Source organism: Bacillus timonensis (assembly GCF_000285535.1).
GTDB classification, from domain to species: Bacteria; Bacillota; Bacilli; order Bacillales; family Bacillaceae_L; genus Ferdinandcohnia; species Ferdinandcohnia timonensis.
This window is the reverse complement of sequence record NZ_HE610985.1, coordinates 927,650-946,271: the sequence shown is the minus strand read 5'-3', so window position 1 is coordinate 946,271 and position 18,622 is coordinate 927,650. Positions and strand designations below refer to the sequence as shown.

Below are 18,622 nucleotides of genomic sequence, written 5' to 3'. Positions count from 1 at the left end.
AATTTTATTAGTAATCAATTACATGTTTCATAAAAGCGACATTCTAAATGAAGGAATAGTATACTGAAAAAATTCTACATTATTACATCAACAGGGATCCAAAACTAAATAACAACATGATTGTAACTCCTGAATGAAAGCGTTTTATTGTGTAAAACTTAGGTTTCAATTCTATTTTGTAATAGATTACTAGTTCAAAACGAGGGGGTTATTTTTTTATGAAAAAAGGTTTACGTTTATTATCGTTGTTAGTTCTACTTCTAATTCCTGTTCTGGCTGCATGTAGTAATTCAGAACAAACAGGAGACTCAACAAGTGGGGATTCGGGAAAAGAATCAGGTGATAAGTATAAGATTGGTATTTTAGCACCAGCTGTAACACATGGTTGGGTTGCTGCAGTTGCTTACCATGCGGAGGCACGTGCAAAAGAACTTTCCAGTGACATTGAATACCAAATTCAAACAAGTAGTAATGCTGCTGAAATGACTTCTCAATTAGATGATTTAATGACTTGGGGTGCAGAGGCAATTGTTGCATTCCCGCAATGGGAAGGTATGGAAGTACCAATTCAAAGAGCAATCGATGAGGGCATAAAAGTCATTAACTTTGATATCGCTATTGATGTCGACGGTGTTTATCGTGTTGCTGGGGATAACGAGGACATGGGTGTTCAAGGCGCAAATTACATTGTTGATAAAGTTGGTAAAGATGGAAATGTTGTTATTTTAGAAGTTCCATCAGCCGGTTCTGTTTCCGAACTACGTAAAAAAGGCTTTGTTGAAACAATTGAAGAGATTGCACCAGATATGGAGCTTCACACATATGCAACTCAATTTACAAGAGAAGATGGTTTAAAGGATTTTGCTGATATCTTAACAAGTCTAGATAAAATAGATGCTGTTTACTCCATGGATGATGAAACTTCAATTGGGGTATTACAGGCAATCAACGAAGCGGGAAGAACAGATATTAAAGTAGTAACCGGTGGTGGTGGAATGCAGGAATATTTTAACATGATGCCTGAAAATAAGGATATTTGGATTCAATCTGCTTTATACAGCCCTGCCATGGTGAAAGATGCTGTAGATATTGCTGTTAAGGTTCTTAAAGGTGAAGATGTTGAACTAGAAACGATTATTCCTACAACCATCGTTGACAGAGACAATTATGAAGAGTTCCTTGATGAGGGTTCACCTTATTAAAGATTTGTGCTCGTAATTTTAGAGGGCTATGGCAATGCTGCTATAGCCTCTCTCTTTTAGGTTTTTATGTGAGTACTGGGAGTGATTTTAAAGGTTTGGAAGTGATAACATGGAAATTGGGATGCAACATATAAGAAAATCCTTTGGAAGCAATGATGTACTCAAGGATGTTTCTTTTACCTTAAATGGTGGGGAAATATGTGCATTACTTGGTGAAAATGGTGCAGGTAAGTCGACTCTCATGAATATTTTAGGCGGGGTTTTGCAGATGGATTCTGGAGCTATTCTCATAGATGGGAAACAAGTGGAATTTGCAACACCTGCACAATCCCAGGATGCAGGAATTGCCTTCATTCATCAAGAGCTGAACTTGATTAATGATTTACCAATCTATGAAAATATGTTCCTTGGACGTGAATTAAAGACCAAAAGAGGTAGTCTTGATTTAGAAAAAATGTACCACAAAACAAAAGAGATGTTTACTAAAATGAACATTGATTTGGATCCAAATAAAATGGTACGAGATCTTGATGCTTCTTATAAGCAAATTGTTGAAATATGCCGCGCTATGATGACAAATGCTTCCTTTATTATAATGGATGAACCCACTACTTCCTTGACAGATCAAGAAATTGACCGAATGTTTACGATGATGAGAACACTTAAAGAGCATAATGTCGGTATCATTTTTATTTCACATAAATTAAATGAGGTTATGGAGATTTGTAACCGCTATCTTGTGCTTCGAGATGGTAATTTGGTTTCAGAGGGAAATGTGAGTGACGTGACTCCGAAAGATCTTGCTCGGTATATGGTGGGACATGATGTAAGAACGGAACCTTTAATAAGAGAAAAGAGACTAGGAAATGAGATTCTCCGTGTAGAAGGGTTAACTTCTGGTCATATCTTTAAAAATATTAGTTTTTCAATTAAATCAGGTGAAATTGTAGGTTTTACAGGTCTTCTCGGAGATGGTCGAAGTGAGCTCTTTCAATGTATTTTTGGAGCAGACCAGACTACGTCCGGAAAAATTCTCCTAAATGGAAAAGAAGTAAAAATAACGAGTACGACGAAAGCAATTAAGGAAGGCATAGCTTATTTGCCGCGAAATCGCAAAGAGAATGCGATTATTAAAGATATGAATATATTAGACAATGCATCCATTGTCACGTGGCCAATGTTATCAAGACGGGGAACGATTAACACGAAAAAGCATCAGGAGCTTTTTGAAGAGCAAAGAAAAGCATTACGATTAAAAATGGGGGAGCTTACTGACAGCATAACAAGTCTCTCTGGAGGAAATCAGCAAAAGGTTGTCCTCGCAAAATGGTTGGCGGCTAACCCAAAACTTCTTATCCTGGATAATCCTACCCAAGGTGTTGATGTAGGAGCGAAGGAAGACATCTATGATATCATTTTGAAGCTTGCTGAAGAAAACATTGCAGTTGTAGTACTTTCCAGTGAAGCGAATGAGATCATACGCGTATGTGACAGAGCAATTGTTATGTATCATGGGATTATACAGGGAGAGGTCACGGGAGAGAAAATGAATGAGCATTCCATCATGAGTCTTGCTACGGGTGGGGATTTAAGTGAGGGTGAGGTAAGCTAATATGAAGCCGAGTATCGACAATACAGTGATTACTAATAAGAAAAACTTTTTTGGTTGGTTTACATATAAATGGACAAATGATCCATTGTTTAGTATCGCAATTGCGTTAATCATTATGATTATTTTACAAACCTTTGTTTTAGGTTTCGATTATGATTCATTTGGGGAATGGTTTCAATCGTGGATCAACAACTGGATAAATATTTTACGAAATAATGCAGGTACAGCCATTGTTGCCTTAGGAATGACGTTTGTTATTATGACAGGTGGAATTGACTTAGCAGTTGGTTCTACACTGGTCGTTACAGGTGCCTTTTCAATGATGCTCCTAGATACCGGTACAAAAGGATTCCTGGGGTTAGTTGGAATAACGGGTGTTCCTGGATTTATCATTACCATTCTATTGGTTTTACTAGCAGGTTATCTTTTAGGTTCACTGATTGGAGTTAGTATTACAAAGGGAAATGTACCCCCGTTCATTGCTACATTAGGTGCAATGATGATATTTAGAAGTGTAACCCAGCACTTTATGCAAGGGTATAATCCCACTGTTCCAGTAGAGTTTTTACAGATTGCAAGCTTTAAAATCGGAAATTATATGATAATGCCAATTGTTTATTGGGCGGTCATTGCCTATATCCTTTACTATGTATCGAAAAGAACAACGTTTGGAAGACATATTATTGCAGTTGGATCAAATGAAAGAGCCGCTAAACTATCCGGTATTAATGTAGAAAAAGTGAAACTACGTGTATACGCATTAATGGGGCTGCTTGTTTCGATTGCGGCAATTATCCAAGTTTCTCGCATTGGTTCAATGGACTTTTCAAATGCAGGAAGAGGGATGGAAATGGATGCAATCGCTGCAGCAGTTGTTGGTGGAACAAATATGATGGGGGGAAGAGGATTTATCCTGGGAACAGTCTACGGTATGTTAATTATAGCTGTTATGAATAATCTCCTTAACCTTTTCGGGGTTCCTCCATTTTTAAGGGAAGCATTTAAAGGTGTTATCGTAATCGCAGCTGTTTTATTGCAGAAGAAAGAAAAAACGTCATAAAGAATCTGTTCACGAAAAGCATTTCTTTATTAAAGGAGAAATGCTTTTTGTATTGAAGTATTTGTAATAGAAACGTTAGTGAAACGAGTGATTTAAAAAATGAAAACGAAAAATAAGTTGGTTCGGATGACAAAGGTTCTTTCGCTGGCTATTGTAATTTTTATGAAAATCTACTGGTATAAAATACGAAAAAAGCCTCAAGCTGATTGGGATAGACTTTGGGAGGAAATCGGTGCAAGGTTTCGTAAAACCTTATTTGAATTGGAAGGTTTACTTATAAAAGTCGGACAAATTTTGGGAACAAGGGCTGACCTATTGCCTACCCCCTTTATTAAGCAAATTCAAGACCTTGCTGATAAGGTACCTCCTTCAAATTGGAAAGATATTGAGGAAATTCTCGTGAAAAACTGGGGGTCTCCTATTTATGCAATTTTGGATTCAATTGAAACAGAAGCAATTGCATCTGCCTCGATAGGGGAAGTATATAAGGGGGTATTAAAAACCGGAGAAACAGTTGCGATAAAAGTCCAAAGACCCTATATTCAATCGATTCTTAAAACGGATTTCCGTACATTAGCTATCATTATTTGGTTTGCAGATCATTTTGCGCCGATTCCGAAGGGGTTTATCAATTTTAAGGTCTTGTTTCAGGAAATCAAGCAAGTGATTGAGCGGGAACTGGATTATACGAAGGAACTTCAAAACCTAGCGTCCTTTAGGCACCGATTTAGAGAAATGGAAAATGTCAGAATTCCAAATACGTACCCAACGTACAGTACAACGAATGTCCTTGTTATGGAATGGGTAGAAGGAATTAAGATTTCGGATATTGAAGATGTGGAACTCTTTGACCGAAAGAGGTTAACCCAGAATTTAATGGAGCTCTTCCTTCCACAGTGGCTGGAACCAGGCTTGTTTCATGCAGACCCTCATCCAGGTAATGTTCTTTTATCAAAGGATGGTAAAATTATTCTGCTTGACTTCGGTATGGTTGGGGAACTCTCGAAGAAAGATGCTGCGAATTTTCAAGGTTTGGTTGAAAGTATTCTTACAAAAAATTATTCGCGAACGGTTGATTGTTTATCACAATTAGGATTTTTACTACCTGAGGCTGATCATCGTACAATGGAGAAATTACTTGGACAAATCATGTCATTTGATCTGTCCCAAATAAAAGAAATTGACCTGATTGCTTTTAAACGTGAAATGAATGACATCGTTCAAGCGCTCCCAATCCAGGTCCCAACACGATTCGTCTTTTTAGGTCGCTCTTTCGTAGCAGTCGAAGGAATCATATTGAATCTAATTTCTGAAGAAGAGGTATTAGATACAGTAAAGCCTGGGTTTATAAAATGGTTGAACAAAGATGGCAATCAGAAATGGTCATTTGTCTGGAAATGGTTTCAGGCGCTTCCCGTATTTAAAATTTTTCATTCCGTTCAAGAATTTTTAGAGTTGCCCCAGAAACTAGAGGATTTGAAGGAACTTGAACAAAGAAGAGAATTTCAATTTAGAATCTATGAAAGTCATAAGAAGCATTTGTTTGAGTTATTCTTACTCGGTTTTGGTGGAATTGCTGCAGGTATTTTTACTTTGCATTCAATGCTAGTAAACTTTGCGGTTGGGCTCACAGCTTTATCTGGAATGGGCTATATAATAGTGACTCAAAAACAGAAAAAATGGATGAAATATATGCACGAAAAACGGAGATGAAAAAGGAGAAATAAATCGCGAGGGTCATTCCTCGCGATTTTCTTGTTCCCCACGTTTTTTATTTTGATTATAAATGTAGCGAATCATCTTCATCGTTTTACTACCCTGAATCATAATTACAATCGTGTATATGGTTGTTAAAATAACTCCTAGAATCGCAATCCAGAACAGTGTAGTAATTTTTGTTGCTCTACTTAACATACCAATCCCCCATTTCTAAAGTCTATTTGTAGCTTTTACGACAGGAATGAGATTATCCATTTTTTTATAGAATTTGTATATTCTCTCCGTCCTAATTCTTTGTATGATACACTTATTACACTTAGATAAAAGGGGAATATACAATGTCTCATACGATAAAAAAACCAACATTCGTCATACTGGCAATTGCCTTGGGGGCGATATTAAATCCACTGAATACAACGATGATTACAGTAGCTTTACCATCCATTCAACAAGATTTCGACCTTTCATCAACTGATATTTCGTGGTTAATTGCTTCCTACTTTATTGTAAGTGCTATTTTTTTACCAATTGTTGGAAGACTTAGCGACCATTATGGAAGGAAGAGGATTTTTCTCATCGGACTATTCCTTGTCTTGATTTCATCTGTACTTGCACCATTGTCGAAAAGTATGTTGATGCTTTTAAGCATGAGATTGATACAAGCAATTGGTACATCCGCTCTTTACCCAGCAGGGATAGGAATGGTCCGTTTGTATATTAAAGAAAATCAAAATCGTGTCATTGGTACATTGGCGGTGTTTGCAACAACCTCCGCTGCATTTGGACCCACGATAAGTGGACTGCTGATTCAATATGGAGGTTGGCCAGTTATTTTTTATGTCAATCTTCCGGTTATTTTTCTGTCAGCATTTTTAATATGGTTTAATATCCCAAAAGATGAGCCAACGAAAGATGCCGTTTTTACATGGGATGTCATCGGAATGCTGCTTTTCAGTGCTTTTATCACAAGTTGGATGTTCTTTTTGCTATCATTGGAAGGTGGATTTACTTTATGGTCCTTGATTCTTTCGATTGGTTTGACGGTTCTTTTTTATATGTACGAAAAGAAGAAAGCCGAACCATTGATTAATGTTGTGTTTTTAAGAAAAAATCCGATTATTACCGTTGTTTACGCACAGTATATCCTTTCAACATTGATATTTTTCTCAATCTTGCTGTTTGCGCCTACCTACTTACAGAAGGTTATTGAGTTAGGTTCCGAATATACAGGATTGATGATGTTGTCGTTATCAGTATTTGCGATGATGACAACACCACTTGCAACAAGATGGGCGGAAAGAGTGGGGTACCGAGTTCCATTACTTTTTGGAACATTATTTGGAATAGTAGGAGTCGCATTCCTCTTTATAACAACGAAAAATTCTTCACTATTATGGATCATCGTGGTTTTGGCGGTGTTTGGAATAAGTAACGGACTGATGAACATTAGCCTTCAAAACCTTTTATATACATTTATCAGTGTTGCTCAATCTGGAATTGCATCAGGTTTGTTAATGACTTCAAGGTTTATCGGAAATATTCTAGCCTCAAGCGTTTATGGTGTTGTTTTTGCAAGGGGCCTAAATGACACTAGTAAAAATTCAATGACCCTCATTTTGTTGGCTGTCTCTTTGGTTATCATTCCTGGAATGTTTTATGTGACAAATCAAAAGTTGAGGACGGAACAATGGTAAAGGAAAAGCCATAATGCTATCTGGGCATTATGGCTTGTTTTTTTGTAAAGGGGGCGTCGGAGACACAACTTGTTAAAATACTATACGATTTGTCCGTGAGAAGGAGTCTCAGAGACAAATCATACTCAATAGCGAAGCGAAGTGTCTTTGAGAAGTGGTCTCGGAGACAAATCATACTCAATAGCAAAGCAAAGTTTCTTTGAGAAGAGGTCTCAAAGCCAAAACCTGCTCAATAGCGAAGCGAAGTGTCCGCGAGAAGGAGTCTCGAAAACAAATCATACCAGATAGCCAAACAATGTGTCCGCGAGAACCGTTCTCAGAGCCAAATCCTTCTCAGAATCGAAACGAAATGTCAGCGAGAACAAACCTCGATGACTTTCGAAAACAATCAGTACTTGAATTGTCCCTGAAACCATTGAAAAATTTCTTTCACCCTAAAAGGAATCCCACTAGTTAAAAGAGAACTATTGAGGTAGGTTCTTTTTTGATTTTATAAACGCTTCAACAGAGTCATCTAGTAATCTTTCGCGATTCATGTCCTCATTGACATCTGAATCAACTTCCATCTCAGATTTTAATACTCCATATGTATCATTTGGGTCGAAAAGATTATGTTTTTCTTTTTTCATTTGCTTTCACTCCTTAAAGGTAGTGTAAGCAACTAAACGAAAATTTAATCTACCTTCTTACTGGTCTTTCAAGTGTTAATATTTCGTCGTCAAGAGATGCAAATTGTTGATCGACCACTGCTTTTACATCGTGGACAGCAGCATTGTAAATATGTGGTGCAAGTTTTTCTTTTACAAAATGAAATACCTGTTCGGCTGCAAACTCACTGATTTCCTCGTCTCTTTCTTGCAAGAAAAATTCTTGTATGTCGGAAATCATCATTTGCTGTTGTTCTTTCGTAAGCTTAATAAACAATAGAAAACACTCCTATTCTAAAAAGGTGGAAGTATGATGAAATTAAAAACCATAATAATTGTAATCCCTTTACTTCTTGTTCTACTATACAGTTTTACCTATGTACCTCACAAGATTTTTGATATTGAAGTTGAAGATGTGTCAAGCATTCAAATTGTTGATGGGAGTTCGGGTTATAAGTTAGAAATTACATCAAAACAGGAGATCAACCGCATCATTACAAACTTAAATGAAGTTACTTTTAAAAAAGGAAAGCTTTCTGCTGGGTATTTGGGGTATCGTTTTAACACGAAAATTTATGACCATAATGGTGAACCTTTGAAGGAATTAATTATTAATTCAAACGACACAATTCGTTATAACGGATTCTTTTACACATCTACTGGAAAACCACTTGAATTTCAGTTCATCGAGGAGTTAGTAGAGAAAAGATAAGTAATCAAGAAAAATAGGCGAATGCTTGATATGTTTTTAAAAAATAAAGAAGGATGAGCTTATTTTCAGCTCATCCTTTTTTCATTAAAAGATTCTGTCACCATTAAAGATTGAGTTTTTAACTACTACATAGTCAACGTGGCGGATGGAATCCAATTTGTTTCCTCCTGAATAAGAAATAGCAGATTGAAGGTCTTGTTCCATTTCTTTTAACGTATCTTTTAAGGAACCTTTGTGCTCAACGTAGATTTTCTTTCCTTCAACGTTCTTCTTTTCACCTTTTTGGAATTCAGAAGCTGAACCGAAGTATTCTTTCACAAGTTTTCCTTCAATCTCTTTTGTTTCACCAGGTGACTCTTCATGTCCAGCGAAGAGCGATCCAATCATAACCATTTTTGCACCGAAGCGAACGGATTTTGCGATATCACCGTGAGTACGGATACCACCGTCAGCAATGATAGGTTTTGTTGCAGCCTTTGCACACCAACGAAGTGCAGCAAGTTGCCAACCACCAGTTCCGAAACCAGTTTTGATTTTTGTGATACAAACTTTACCTGGTCCGATTCCAACCTTTGTTGCGTCAGCTCCAGCATTTTCTAATTCTCTTACAGCTTCTGGAGTACCAACATTCCCAGCAATTACGAAGCTCTTTGGTAAATGCTTTTTAATATGCTTAATCATTTCAATAACTGAGTTTGCATGACCATGTGCGATATCAATTGTGATGAATTCTGGGACAAGGTTTTCTTCAGCAAGTTGTTCGATGAAAGTGTATTCCTCAGGCTTAACTCCAACACTAATTGAGGCAATTAATCCACGAGCTTGCATATCCTTAATAAAATCAACACGTTTTTCAGGGTTAAAACGGTGCATGATATAGAAATAGCCATTTTCTGCTAAAAATAATGCGATTTTTTCATCTATAATTGTCTGCATGTTCGCTGGGACAACCGGAAGTTTGAATGTGTGGCCACCGAATTCAACGGTTGTGTCACACTCAGAACGGCTGTTTACAACACATTTTGCAGGGATTAACTGAATATCTTCATAATCAAATACATTATCCATTTAAAAACACTCCTAAAACCGAATATTATTTTCTTTGTTGTTTAATAATGTTCGTACATTAGATAATGTACATGATTTTTAAAGGTAAGTCAAAGCTTTTTTATTATTTGCCTCGAAACAGTTTTTAACCCAAGAAAAAAAGCCTGCGATTGCCGCAAGCCTGAAACTATAAAATATCGTTCAATTCTGCATCTGAATACACGGAAATCAAAATTACCGCTGTTGTATCCCCAATGTTTTTTACAAAATGAGGGACACTAGCATTCCAGCTAAATGAATCTCCTTCTTTTACAATAATGGAATCTTCCCCTTGTTCAGCCAAAATGCTTCCTTTTAATACTAAGTGACATTCTTCGCCTTCATGGGCATTTGGTTCGCCCATTGAAGCGCCTGGTGGACATTCAACAATCATCATGCGGAGTCCACCTTTTGAGGTGAGATGTTCCACTTTTAAATTATTAAAAGAGGTAATCGTTCGTTCATCCTTCCGAACTACCCGCATATGTTCTTTCTTTTCTAATAATAGGTAAGGAAGCGGGACTTCAAGGAAATCAGCAATTGCTTTTAACGTATTGATTGATGGGGATGTATTATTGTTTTCAACATTACTAATAAATCCCTTTGATAGGCCTGTACCTTCGCACATTTGGGCGATGGTTATCTTTTTTCGATTTCGTATTGCACGAATTTTAGTACCGATATCCATATTTGTACCTCACATGTATTCTAGTAGGAAACTAAACTTTATTTAGTTGCGGAATTTAAACCCAAACCGAATAAAGTTATAGCTTCAGGCGGATGCTCGATTTTTCAAATGAAGTTTATTGAGACAAGCTCGAAAAAAATTGGGTCCAAAAAACCAATGTGTCTTTGATTATAGTAACAAAAAAAGAGTTGACAATCTACTGTATATCTTGTTACCTTATAAACAACAAATATTCATATTAGAAAACAAATCTCGAAAGGTTTTCTTTTTTTTTTGCTTTGAAGTCTCTTTGTATGAATATTTTATTCTTATATAAATAAATCTCTGTGGAGATACTACTGCATAAGTAAAAACTCGATGAAGGGAGGAACAACATGAATTCACCTATTGTTTATGAGCTACGCACTCCTTCCACAATTGATCCTGATAGAAAATATCCTGCGTTGTTTTTAATGCATGGTATGGGGAGCAATGAACAGGACCTTCTATCATTGGTGAGGGGAAAGGAGGATACATTTTTTGTTTTTAGTATTCGTGGTCCAATAGCACAGCCACCGGGTTATGCGTTTTTTACAATTGAAGGATATGGCAAACCCCACAGAGAAGTATTCGACCGGAGCATTGGTCAACTCACAAATTTTCTTGAGTATGCTTCGCAAAGCTATCCAATCGATCAAGAGAACATCTATTTATTAGGATTCAGCCAAGGAGCTATTGTTTCGATGACATTAGGGCTAACATTAGGAGAAAGAATTAAGGGCATTGTTGCATTAAGTGGGTATATTCCGTTCTTTGTAAAGGAGGAATATCACATTCAGTCAGTCGCTAACCTTTCAATCTTCATTTCCCATGGAGAATATGATCCTGTTCTACCATTTGAATGGGGAGAAGAGAGCAAAGATTTTTTCGAAAATCAAGGAGCGAATGTGAGTTTTCATTCGTATCCGGAGGGACATACAGTTTCATTACAAAATTATCGTGATTTTATGAATTGGATTACGAATGATCTAAAAAATGGAGGAAATAGAAATGGAAAATAAATTTGAGTTAGGTAGTTTCATTATTAGAGTGGTTTTAGGTATTACGTTCTTTATTCATGGACTTGTGAAGTTTCAAGGTGGGGTAGAGAATACCGCTGGCTGGTTTGAGAGCATTGGAATTCCAGGTGTTTTGGCATATGGTGTAGCGACTGTCGAGCTAGTTGGGGGAATTATGTTAGTGCTTGGATTATTTACTCGAATCGTTTCAATCTTATTTGCTGTCATAATGGTTGGAGCAATTATAAAAGTGAAACTTCCAATAGGCTTTCTTGGGGATGGTCAAATGGCAGGGTATGAGTTAGACTTAGCTTTTCTTGCGATGGCCGTAATGCTTGCTATTGTTGGTTCTAAGGCTTTTGCTCTTGACCAGTTTATTGGAAAAGGGAACGAAAATAATACTACATCCGTTCAATAAACCGAGAAAGCATTACCTCCTAATCTGGTAATGCTTTTTTAAATTCTACATTAATTAAGACAACCTCAGACCTCGTTCCAATTCGAAGTGGTGGTCCCCATGTACCAAATCCAGATGATACTTTGGAATGTAATTCGCCTTTTTTCAACAAGCCGTAGTCATTTTCATATAGCATGTGGGTAATCAGATTTCCTGGAAAGACTTGTCCTCGATGGGTATGTCCTGACAGAAGTAAGTCGATTCCATATTCCTTTGCTTCATTTAACTGATTTGGTTGATGGTCAAGCATGATTATCGGTTTTGCATGATTAATAGAGGCAACAAGCTCCTTAATTTCAGCGCGATTTTCATCTGTATCATCATTCCTTCCTATAATATAGAAATCATTCTCGATCCTTGTAACTTCATCCGTTAAAACCTCGATTCCAAGCTTCTTCATTTCTTCAACAATTCGTACCTCATCGTTCCCGTAGTAATCATGATTTCCAAGAGTAGCGTAAACACCAAGTGGTGCGTTCATTTTTTTCATCGTGTCGCCCATCTCTTCCTTCATAAATGGCTCAATGTGATCATCAATTAAGTCGCCAGGGATGAATATGATATCCGGCCTAGTTTCTTCTATTAAATGGACAAATTTTTCAAGGTGGTTTTTACCAATAATATTCCCAAGGTGAAGGTCAGAAGCCATTAAAATCTTCAAATGATCCCGATTGGTATTTTTGTTGATGGAGATATCAAATGTACGCAAAACAGGACTCCATGCATAAAAAGTCCCGAAGCTAAAAATAAGTACATACACCGACAACACTCCAAATCCAATTATACGAATTCCCTTCTTTTTAAAAAGAAAAAAGAAAAAAGAGGCAAGTGGTAGAAGGATTAGACCATATCCGATTAGAAGTAACCAATAATATCCAACAATTTGTAAAATAGTGGATGAAGTAGAGTATCCAACAAATATGGATAACGATAGGACAAGAATAATTAATATGTATGTATTTCTATATGGGAACGAAAAGGACTTTTTTAGCCAGAGCCAGCCCATATACCCAAAGAAAGTACACATTCCGACATAAAGTGCAATAAATAAAAAAATTGCAAGAAAAAACATAGTCCCAATAGCCCTTTCTGATAAAGTTCATTTCTATTAAAATAGTATAATTGAGAATACCTAATTTCGTCTGTTTATTTGCTCAATACTAAAAATAAGTTGTCATATTTAGAAGCGTTAAAACGTATCATATAATTGTTTGTGAAAAATGTGTACAGGCAGGGATGTAAAGGGATACTAAAATTGCAAGAAAATTCCGGGGGTTTCTAGGACTCTTGACATTTTTAAGAAACGTAGTAAAGTAAATGAATGTGTTGCAAATGTAAATTTCATTACGTTTGTTAATAATTTGTTCATATTTGATTGGTAAAATAGTTTTTATGATTTTAGTTAATGAAATAATTCTTGTTTAGATTGAAGGTAGGTGCAATCATGAAAAAGAACATTCTAAAACGTGGTCAAAATATCTTCACCGGCTTTTTTGGCTTTTACTTATTAGCAGTGGTATTCTTATGGTTAAAAACATATATTTCGCAATCAACCGAATTTAACTTAAATATTGATAACTCATTACAGACATTTTTATTATTGCTAAATCCATTGGGATCGGCTTTATTTTTTCTAGGTTTTTCATTTTTAGGTAAAGGAAAAAAGAGATATAGAAGACTTCTTATTATCTATTTTCTAATGTCTTTCCTTTTATACGCGAATATTTTATACTACCGATTCTTTAGTGACTTTATCACATTGCCAACATTGTTCCAAACACAAAACTTTGGTGATGTTAGTGGAAGTGTTGTTTCACTTTTAAAACCATATGATTTCTTATTCTTTGTTGACTTTCTTGTATTAGTAGGACTTGTTCTATTTAAAGTCGTGAAGGTTGAAACGACAACAAGTATGAGAGGTTTAAAAGTAGCTGCATTATTTGCGTTTGCGATTTTAATTTCTGCAGTTAACCTTACATTAGCAGAGGCTGATCGTCCACAGTTGTTAACACGTGGATTTGACCGCCACTATATTGTGAAATATTTAGGTATGTATAACTACACAATTTACGATGCTGTTCAAAGTACAAAAGCGTCAACGCAAAGAGCGTTAGCGGACAGTAATGACAGTATTGAAGTTATTAACTATACGAAGGCGAATTATGCTGAACCAAATCCAGAGTATTTTGGAGCAGGTAAAGGTATGAACGTAATTTATCTTCATCTTGAATCCATGCAAAACTTCCTAATTAATTACAAGTTGAATGGAGAAGAGGTAACACCGTTCTTAAATTCATTAGTTAATGAAGGTAGTACGTTTTATTTTGATAATTTCTTCCATCAGACAGCACAAGGTAAAACGGCTGATGCGGAATTTATTCTTGAAAACTCATTATACGGTTTACCACAGGGTTCAGCTTTTACAACAAAAGGCTTGAACACATATCAAGCAGCACCAGCAATCCTTGGCCAAGAAGGATACACTTCAGCTGTATTCCATGGTAACTCTGGAAGCTTCTGGAACCGTAATGAAATTTATAAATCATTTGGTTATAACCACTTCTTTGATTCAAGTTATTATCAAATGAACCCAGAAGATCTTGCTGAATATGGATTAATGGATAAACCTTTTTATGAGCAATCAGCAGATTTATTAGAAACTTTACCACAGCCATTTTACTCAAAATTTATTACTGTTACGCATCACTATCCGTATCGAATCGATGATGAGGATGCAACGATAGAACCTCATACAACAGGTGATCGTTCGGTTGATAGATATTTCCAAACTGCACGATATGCAGATGAAGCATTAGAGCAATTCTTCAATGACTTGAAAGAAAAAGGCTTATACGATAATTCAATTATCATTATGTATGGTGACCATTATGGTATTTCTGAAAACCATAATAAAGCCATGACGCAAGTTCTTGGTAAAGAAGAAATTACTCCATTTGATAGTGCATCTCTTCAAAGAGTACCATTGTTTATCCGTGTTCCAGGAATGGAAGGCGGGGTAAGTCACCAATATGGTGGTCAAATCGATCTTCTTCCAACACTTTTACACTTGCTTGGAATCGATACAAAGGATTATGTGCAATTCGGATCTGATTTACTATCTGAACAACATGATCAAGTTGTTCCATTCCGTAATGGTGATTTTGTAAGTCCAACTATTTCTGCGGTTGATGGGAAGTTTTATAATTCAGCAACTGGTACTGAAATTACAGAAGACCAGCTAGACACAGCGAAAAAGCTTCAGGACATCGTTGAAGAAAAATTGGCTACTTCTGATAAAGTGGTTAATGGTGACTTGTTGAGATTCTATAATCCACCAGGATTTGAGCCGGTTGATCGCTCAGACTACAATTATTTAATTGATGGCGAATCAGAGGAATAATAAAAACGGAAGCTACCTAAGCATGGTTCTTAGGTAGCTTTTTTGATGGAGTAAAAAACTTAACTTGTCTTGGCAACGGGTAGTCACGATGCTATCAATTTTCACTTTCCCGGATTATCCTTCATTTGTGTTCACTAAAGGATTTTTAGGGTAGGATATAGAATAAGGAAATGTTTAACGTATTTGCATTGGTTAGGAGAAGTACAATGGATCAAAATAAAATGAAAGGTGACCGTAGATACAAGGTTGCCAAAAAAGAAGCATTAATTGGAATAGGTTTAGCAATCTTTAACTTTTTATGGTGGTTTGGCTTTGCATATGGGTTCGGATCAAAGCCTGTTGATGAATATACATATATTGTTGGTTTGCCAAGTTGGTTTTTTTACAGTTGTGTGGTTGGTTTTCTAGTAGTCGTCTTATTAGTGATTATTCTTGTAAAAAATGTATTTAAAGAGGTTCCGTTTGAAGAAGAAAAGGGAGGGGATTCCTTATGAATTGGGAAGTTATGATTCCTTTCCTTGGACTGTTAGTCGTGATTTTTTTTGTTGGCATTTATGCCGCTGGCCATATCAAGAAAAATTCAGGGTTTCTCCAAGATTATTTTCTTGGGAGCCGTGAACTTGGTGGATTTGTTCTTGCGATGACAATGGTTGCTACTTATGGAAGTGCGAGTAGTTTCATTGGTGGCCCTGGTGCTGCCTATAACATGGGCCTAGGTTGGGTATTGCTAGCGATGATTCAGGTGGTCACTGGATATTTTGTTCTAGCCGTATTAGGAAAAAAGTTTGCGATAGTGGCGCGTAAAATAAATGCAGTTACCCTCATAGATTTTTTAAAAGAGCGTTATAATTCAAAGTGGGTTGTTTTGTTATCGTCGGTAAGCATTATCATCTTTTTATTTGCCTCGATGACTGCCCAATGGGTTGGTGGTGGCAGGTTAATTGAGTCGTTAACTGGCTTGTCTTATACGAGTTCATTATTCATTTTTGCTGTTTCTATCTTAATTTATGTAACAATTGGTGGATTCCGCGCTGTTGCTCTTACAGAAACTATCCAAGGGATTATCATGTTTGTGGGTACCCTTATCATTCTTATTGGAACAATCATAGCTGGTGGAGGTGTACCAGCAATTATGAATGAGCTGATCGCAGAGAATCCAAAACTCGTATCTCCATTTGGACATGATGGTTCCCTCACTCCCTTATATTTATCCTCCTTTTGGATTCTTGTAGGGGTGGGGGTTGTTGGTTTGCCGCAGATTGCGGTACGAGCAATGTCATATAGACATGCAAAAGCAATGCATCAGGCGATGATTATAGGAACCGTAGTTGTTGGTTTTATCATGCTTGGCATGCATTTATCAGGAGTATTTGCAAGGGTAATTCTTCCAGGTATTGAAGTTCCAGATACAGTTATGCCGTTACTTGCAATGGAGGTATTACCGCCATGGTTAGCCGGTATTGTTCTATCTGCACCGATGGCAGCAATCATGTCCACCGTTAACTCTTTATTACTAATTGTAGGCTCATCGATTGTAAAGGATGTGTATCTGAACTACATTAAACCTGATGCATCTGAAACTGTTGTCAAAAGAATAAGTATGAGTGTAACAGGGTTAATTGGAATTCTTGTCTTCTTACTTGCGATTCATCCACCTGATCTGCTTATTTGGTTAAACTTGTTTGCGTTTGGTGGACTTGAGGCAGCATTTATTTGGACAGTTGTGCTTGGTTTGTACTGGCGAAGGGGAAATAAGTACGGTGCAATTTCTTCTATCGTAATTGGAGTAGGAAGCTATATTCTCATCTATACGACTTACCCAGAAGCATTTGGTATGCATTCAGTTGTCTTACCAATCCTTTTCTCACTGCTTGCTTATACTGTGGTTAGTTTACTAATTAAGGAAAAGGATCTTGAACATTTACGAAATGTTGATACAAAGTTTTCATAATCGATGAGCACTTAGTGCTTATCGATTTTTCTATATCCTAAAAACTTTTTTACCTGACATCTGGAAAACACAAAAAAACCCCACAAAGAATAGGGGTTAATAAGTATAAACACTCTCACATGTATTTGCCTGTGGTTCATAATAACAATGTTGTTTAAATTGTCCTGAAAATGGTTGACTGTACCACGTTGGTGGACATTGACCAAATGGATTAAAATACCAAAGTGCAAACTTGGAAGGATGATTTCTCCAGTAGTCTAAAGTTTGTTTTGCTAATCTTTTTTCAACCTCTCTTGCTGGGTTATAAAACAAATTACCTTTTTGGACGGCTTCAAAAGAATAATTTCCTCCTTGAACATGAAAAATTACGTCACGTACTGTCCTTAAATCTTTAAAATCTAAGCAGCTAGCTTTGACCCGGTTTACAATGACATTACCAACCATAAGCATCCCTTGGCGACCTTCACCCTCAGCTTCAGCCCTCATCATTCTTGCAATTAAATTAACGTCATTGTCAGTATATTTTATCCTTGGCATTTTTAATCACCTCTAAAAGAATTGTATGAACCCCCCATCAAAAAATGTCGGTTTTATATAATTTTTATCTTGTTGATTGTATCTATCGTATAGAACCATAAGCCCTTTCATTTGCTATCTCTGTCTTAACTTGTAATAATGAAAGAAATGGAAAAGAAAGGGGCTAGGTTGATGAAAGTTTGTGTAGTCGGAGCTAATGGACAAATTGGAAAACAAGTGGTGAAGCTTTTACAGGAAAGCAATGAACATACACCACTCGCAATGGTACGTAAACAAGAGCAAGTAGCCTATTTTGAGAATTTAGGTGTAGAAACCGTTGTGGCGAGTATTGCTGATAGTGTTGATAAAATTAGTGATGCTATTTCAGGTTGTGATGCAATTGTGTTTACTGCGGGTTCAGGTGGTCATACGGGTCCAGATCAAACGCTGTTAATTGACCTTGACGGTGCTGTGAAAACAATTGAAGCTGCCGAAAAAACAAATGTAAAGCGGTTTGTTATGGTAAGTGCGCTAGGATCGAATAATCGAGAAAAATGGAATGAGGCAATTCGCCCATACTATGTTGCAAAACACTATGCTGATCGAATTCTTGTAAAAAGTGATTTAACGTATACAATCGTTCGACCTGGCGGCCTGTTAAATGAAGAAGGTACTGGGAAGGTTTCGCTTGGAGAGAATATAACTAGAAACACAATTCCTCGTGAAGATGTAGCAAAAGTAATTGTGGCTTCCTTAACAGAGGAGCATACATATAATCAATCTTTTGACCTTGTAAGTGGTGATGTGCTGGTTGAGGATGCACTGAAACAGTTATAGGGAT

19 protein-coding genes are annotated in these 18,622 nt (G+C 36.7%); 12 read left to right on the top strand and 7 right to left on the bottom strand.

Annotation, left to right across the window (positions count from 1 at the left end):
- Window positions 1–218: 218 nt before the first annotated feature.
- The 4 genes from BTHG_RS05020 to BTHG_RS05005 all read left to right on the top strand — a co-directional run bounded on the left by BTHG_RS05020 (window position 219) and on the right by BTHG_RS05005 (window position 5,587).
- Window positions 219–1,202 carry an ABC transporter substrate-binding protein gene (locus BTHG_RS05020; protein ID WP_010283019.1) on the top strand — a complete coding sequence of 328 codons (984 nt, stop codon included), beginning with the start codon at window positions 219–221 and terminating at the stop codon, window positions 1,200–1,202.
- 109 nt (window positions 1,203–1,311) lie between these two features.
- Window positions 1,312–2,814: a sugar ABC transporter ATP-binding protein gene (locus tag BTHG_RS05015; protein WP_010283018.1), complete on the top strand. Its 1,503-nt coding sequence runs from the start codon at window positions 1,312–1,314 to the stop codon at window positions 2,812–2,814.
- 1 nt (window position 2,815) lies between these two features.
- On the top strand, window positions 2,816–3,874 hold the full coding sequence (locus tag BTHG_RS05010) for an ABC transporter permease (RefSeq protein WP_010283017.1): 1,059 nt from the start codon (window positions 2,816–2,818) through the stop codon (window positions 3,872–3,874).
- 99 nt (window positions 3,875–3,973) lie between these two features.
- Window positions 3,974–5,587 (top strand): ABC1 kinase family protein, encoded by a 1,614-nt coding sequence (locus tag BTHG_RS05005; RefSeq protein WP_010283016.1) that lies wholly within the window; start codon window positions 3,974–3,976, stop codon window positions 5,585–5,587.
- Between the two features lie 24 nt (window positions 5,588–5,611).
- On the opposite strand, the gene BTHG_RS26665 is transcribed toward BTHG_RS05005, so the two are convergent.
- On the bottom strand, window positions 5,612–5,788 hold the full coding sequence (locus BTHG_RS26665) for a hypothetical protein (protein WP_157256117.1): 177 nt from the start codon (window positions 5,786–5,788) through the stop codon (window positions 5,612–5,614).
- 143 nt (window positions 5,789–5,931) lie between these two features.
- Between BTHG_RS26665 and BTHG_RS04995 the strand changes: the two genes are divergently transcribed.
- Window positions 5,932–7,287 (top strand): MFS transporter, encoded by a 1,356-nt coding sequence (locus tag BTHG_RS04995; protein ID WP_010283005.1) that lies wholly within the window; start codon window positions 5,932–5,934, stop codon window positions 7,285–7,287.
- Window positions 7,288–7,751: 464 nt separating this feature from the next.
- Here the strand turns inward: BTHG_RS04995 and BTHG_RS26660 are convergent, their stop codons facing one another.
- On the bottom strand, window positions 7,752–7,916 hold the full coding sequence (locus tag BTHG_RS26660) for a hypothetical protein (RefSeq protein WP_157256115.1): 165 nt from the start codon (window positions 7,914–7,916) through the stop codon (window positions 7,752–7,754).
- Between the two features lie 49 nt (window positions 7,917–7,965).
- Complete coding sequence (locus BTHG_RS04985) at window positions 7,966–8,211, bottom strand: DUF2164 domain-containing protein (protein WP_010283003.1); 246 nt, start codon at window positions 8,209–8,211, stop codon at window positions 7,966–7,968.
- Window positions 8,212–8,247: 36 nt separating this feature from the next.
- On the opposite strand from BTHG_RS04985, the gene BTHG_RS04980 reads away from it, so the two are divergent.
- Window positions 8,248–8,646, top strand: coding sequence for a hypothetical protein (locus BTHG_RS04980; protein ID WP_010283000.1), 399 nt, complete (start codon window positions 8,248–8,250; stop codon window positions 8,644–8,646).
- 84 nt (window positions 8,647–8,730) lie between these two features.
- Here the strand turns inward: BTHG_RS04980 and guaC are convergent, their stop codons facing one another.
- Both guaC and BTHG_RS04970 read right to left on the bottom strand, forming a co-directional pair.
- Window positions 8,731–9,714, bottom strand: coding sequence for a GMP reductase (guaC, locus tag BTHG_RS04975; RefSeq protein ID WP_010282998.1), 984 nt, complete (start codon window positions 9,712–9,714; stop codon window positions 8,731–8,733).
- A gap of 166 nt (window positions 9,715–9,880) precedes the next feature.
- Window positions 9,881–10,420 (bottom strand): helix-turn-helix domain-containing protein, encoded by a 540-nt coding sequence (locus BTHG_RS04970; protein ID WP_010282997.1) that lies wholly within the window; start codon window positions 10,418–10,420, stop codon window positions 9,881–9,883.
- Between the two features lie 374 nt (window positions 10,421–10,794).
- Between BTHG_RS04970 and BTHG_RS04965 the strand changes: the two genes are divergently transcribed.
- Together BTHG_RS04965 and BTHG_RS04960 are read left to right on the top strand one after the other, a co-directional pair.
- The gene (locus BTHG_RS04965) at window positions 10,795–11,460 is read left to right on the top strand and encodes an alpha/beta hydrolase (RefSeq protein WP_010282996.1); all 666 of its coding nucleotides are present in this window, start codon (window positions 10,795–10,797) and stop codon (window positions 11,458–11,460) included.
- A complete protein-coding gene (locus BTHG_RS04960; RefSeq protein WP_010282993.1) occupies window positions 11,450–11,875 on the top strand; it encodes a DoxX family protein in 426 nt (141 codons plus the stop codon). The genes BTHG_RS04965 and BTHG_RS04960 overlap by 11 nt, the downstream gene beginning before the upstream one ends.
- 19 nt (window positions 11,876–11,894) lie before the next feature.
- Here BTHG_RS04960 and BTHG_RS04955 read toward each other — a convergent pair whose 3' ends face one another.
- Window positions 11,895–12,986, bottom strand: a complete 1,092-nt coding sequence (locus BTHG_RS04955) for a metallophosphoesterase (RefSeq protein ID WP_010282992.1) — start codon at window positions 12,984–12,986, stop codon at window positions 11,895–11,897.
- Between the two features lie 372 nt (window positions 12,987–13,358).
- Here BTHG_RS04955 and BTHG_RS04950 point away from each other — a divergent pair, with 372 nt between their 5' ends.
- The 3 genes from BTHG_RS04950 (at window position 13,359) to panF (ending at window position 17,265) form a co-directional block, all read left to right on the top strand.
- Window positions 13,359–15,314, top strand: a complete 1,956-nt coding sequence (locus tag BTHG_RS04950; RefSeq protein WP_010282990.1) for an LTA synthase family protein — start codon at window positions 13,359–13,361, stop codon at window positions 15,312–15,314.
- A 206-nt stretch (window positions 15,315–15,520) separates the two neighbouring features.
- Window positions 15,521–15,808, top strand: coding sequence for a YhdT family protein (locus BTHG_RS04945; RefSeq protein ID WP_010282989.1), 288 nt, complete (start codon window positions 15,521–15,523; stop codon window positions 15,806–15,808).
- Entirely contained in the window at window positions 15,805–17,265 is a 1,461-nt protein-coding gene (gene panF / locus BTHG_RS04940) for a sodium/pantothenate symporter (RefSeq protein WP_010282987.1), read from the top strand. Before BTHG_RS04945 ends, panF begins: the two co-directional genes overlap by 4 nt.
- 96 nt (window positions 17,266–17,361) lie before the next feature.
- On the opposite strand, the gene BTHG_RS04935 is transcribed toward panF, so the two are convergent.
- The gene (locus BTHG_RS04935) at window positions 17,362–17,802 is read right to left on the bottom strand and encodes a cell wall hydrolase (protein ID WP_010282986.1); all 441 of its coding nucleotides are present in this window, start codon (window positions 17,800–17,802) and stop codon (window positions 17,362–17,364) included.
- Between the two features lie 171 nt (window positions 17,803–17,973).
- Here BTHG_RS04935 and BTHG_RS04930 point away from each other — a divergent pair, with 171 nt between their 5' ends.
- On the top strand, window positions 17,974–18,618 hold the full coding sequence (locus BTHG_RS04930; RefSeq protein WP_010282985.1) for an SDR family oxidoreductase: 645 nt from the start codon (window positions 17,974–17,976) through the stop codon (window positions 18,616–18,618).
- Window positions 18,619–18,622: the final 4 nt, after the last annotated feature.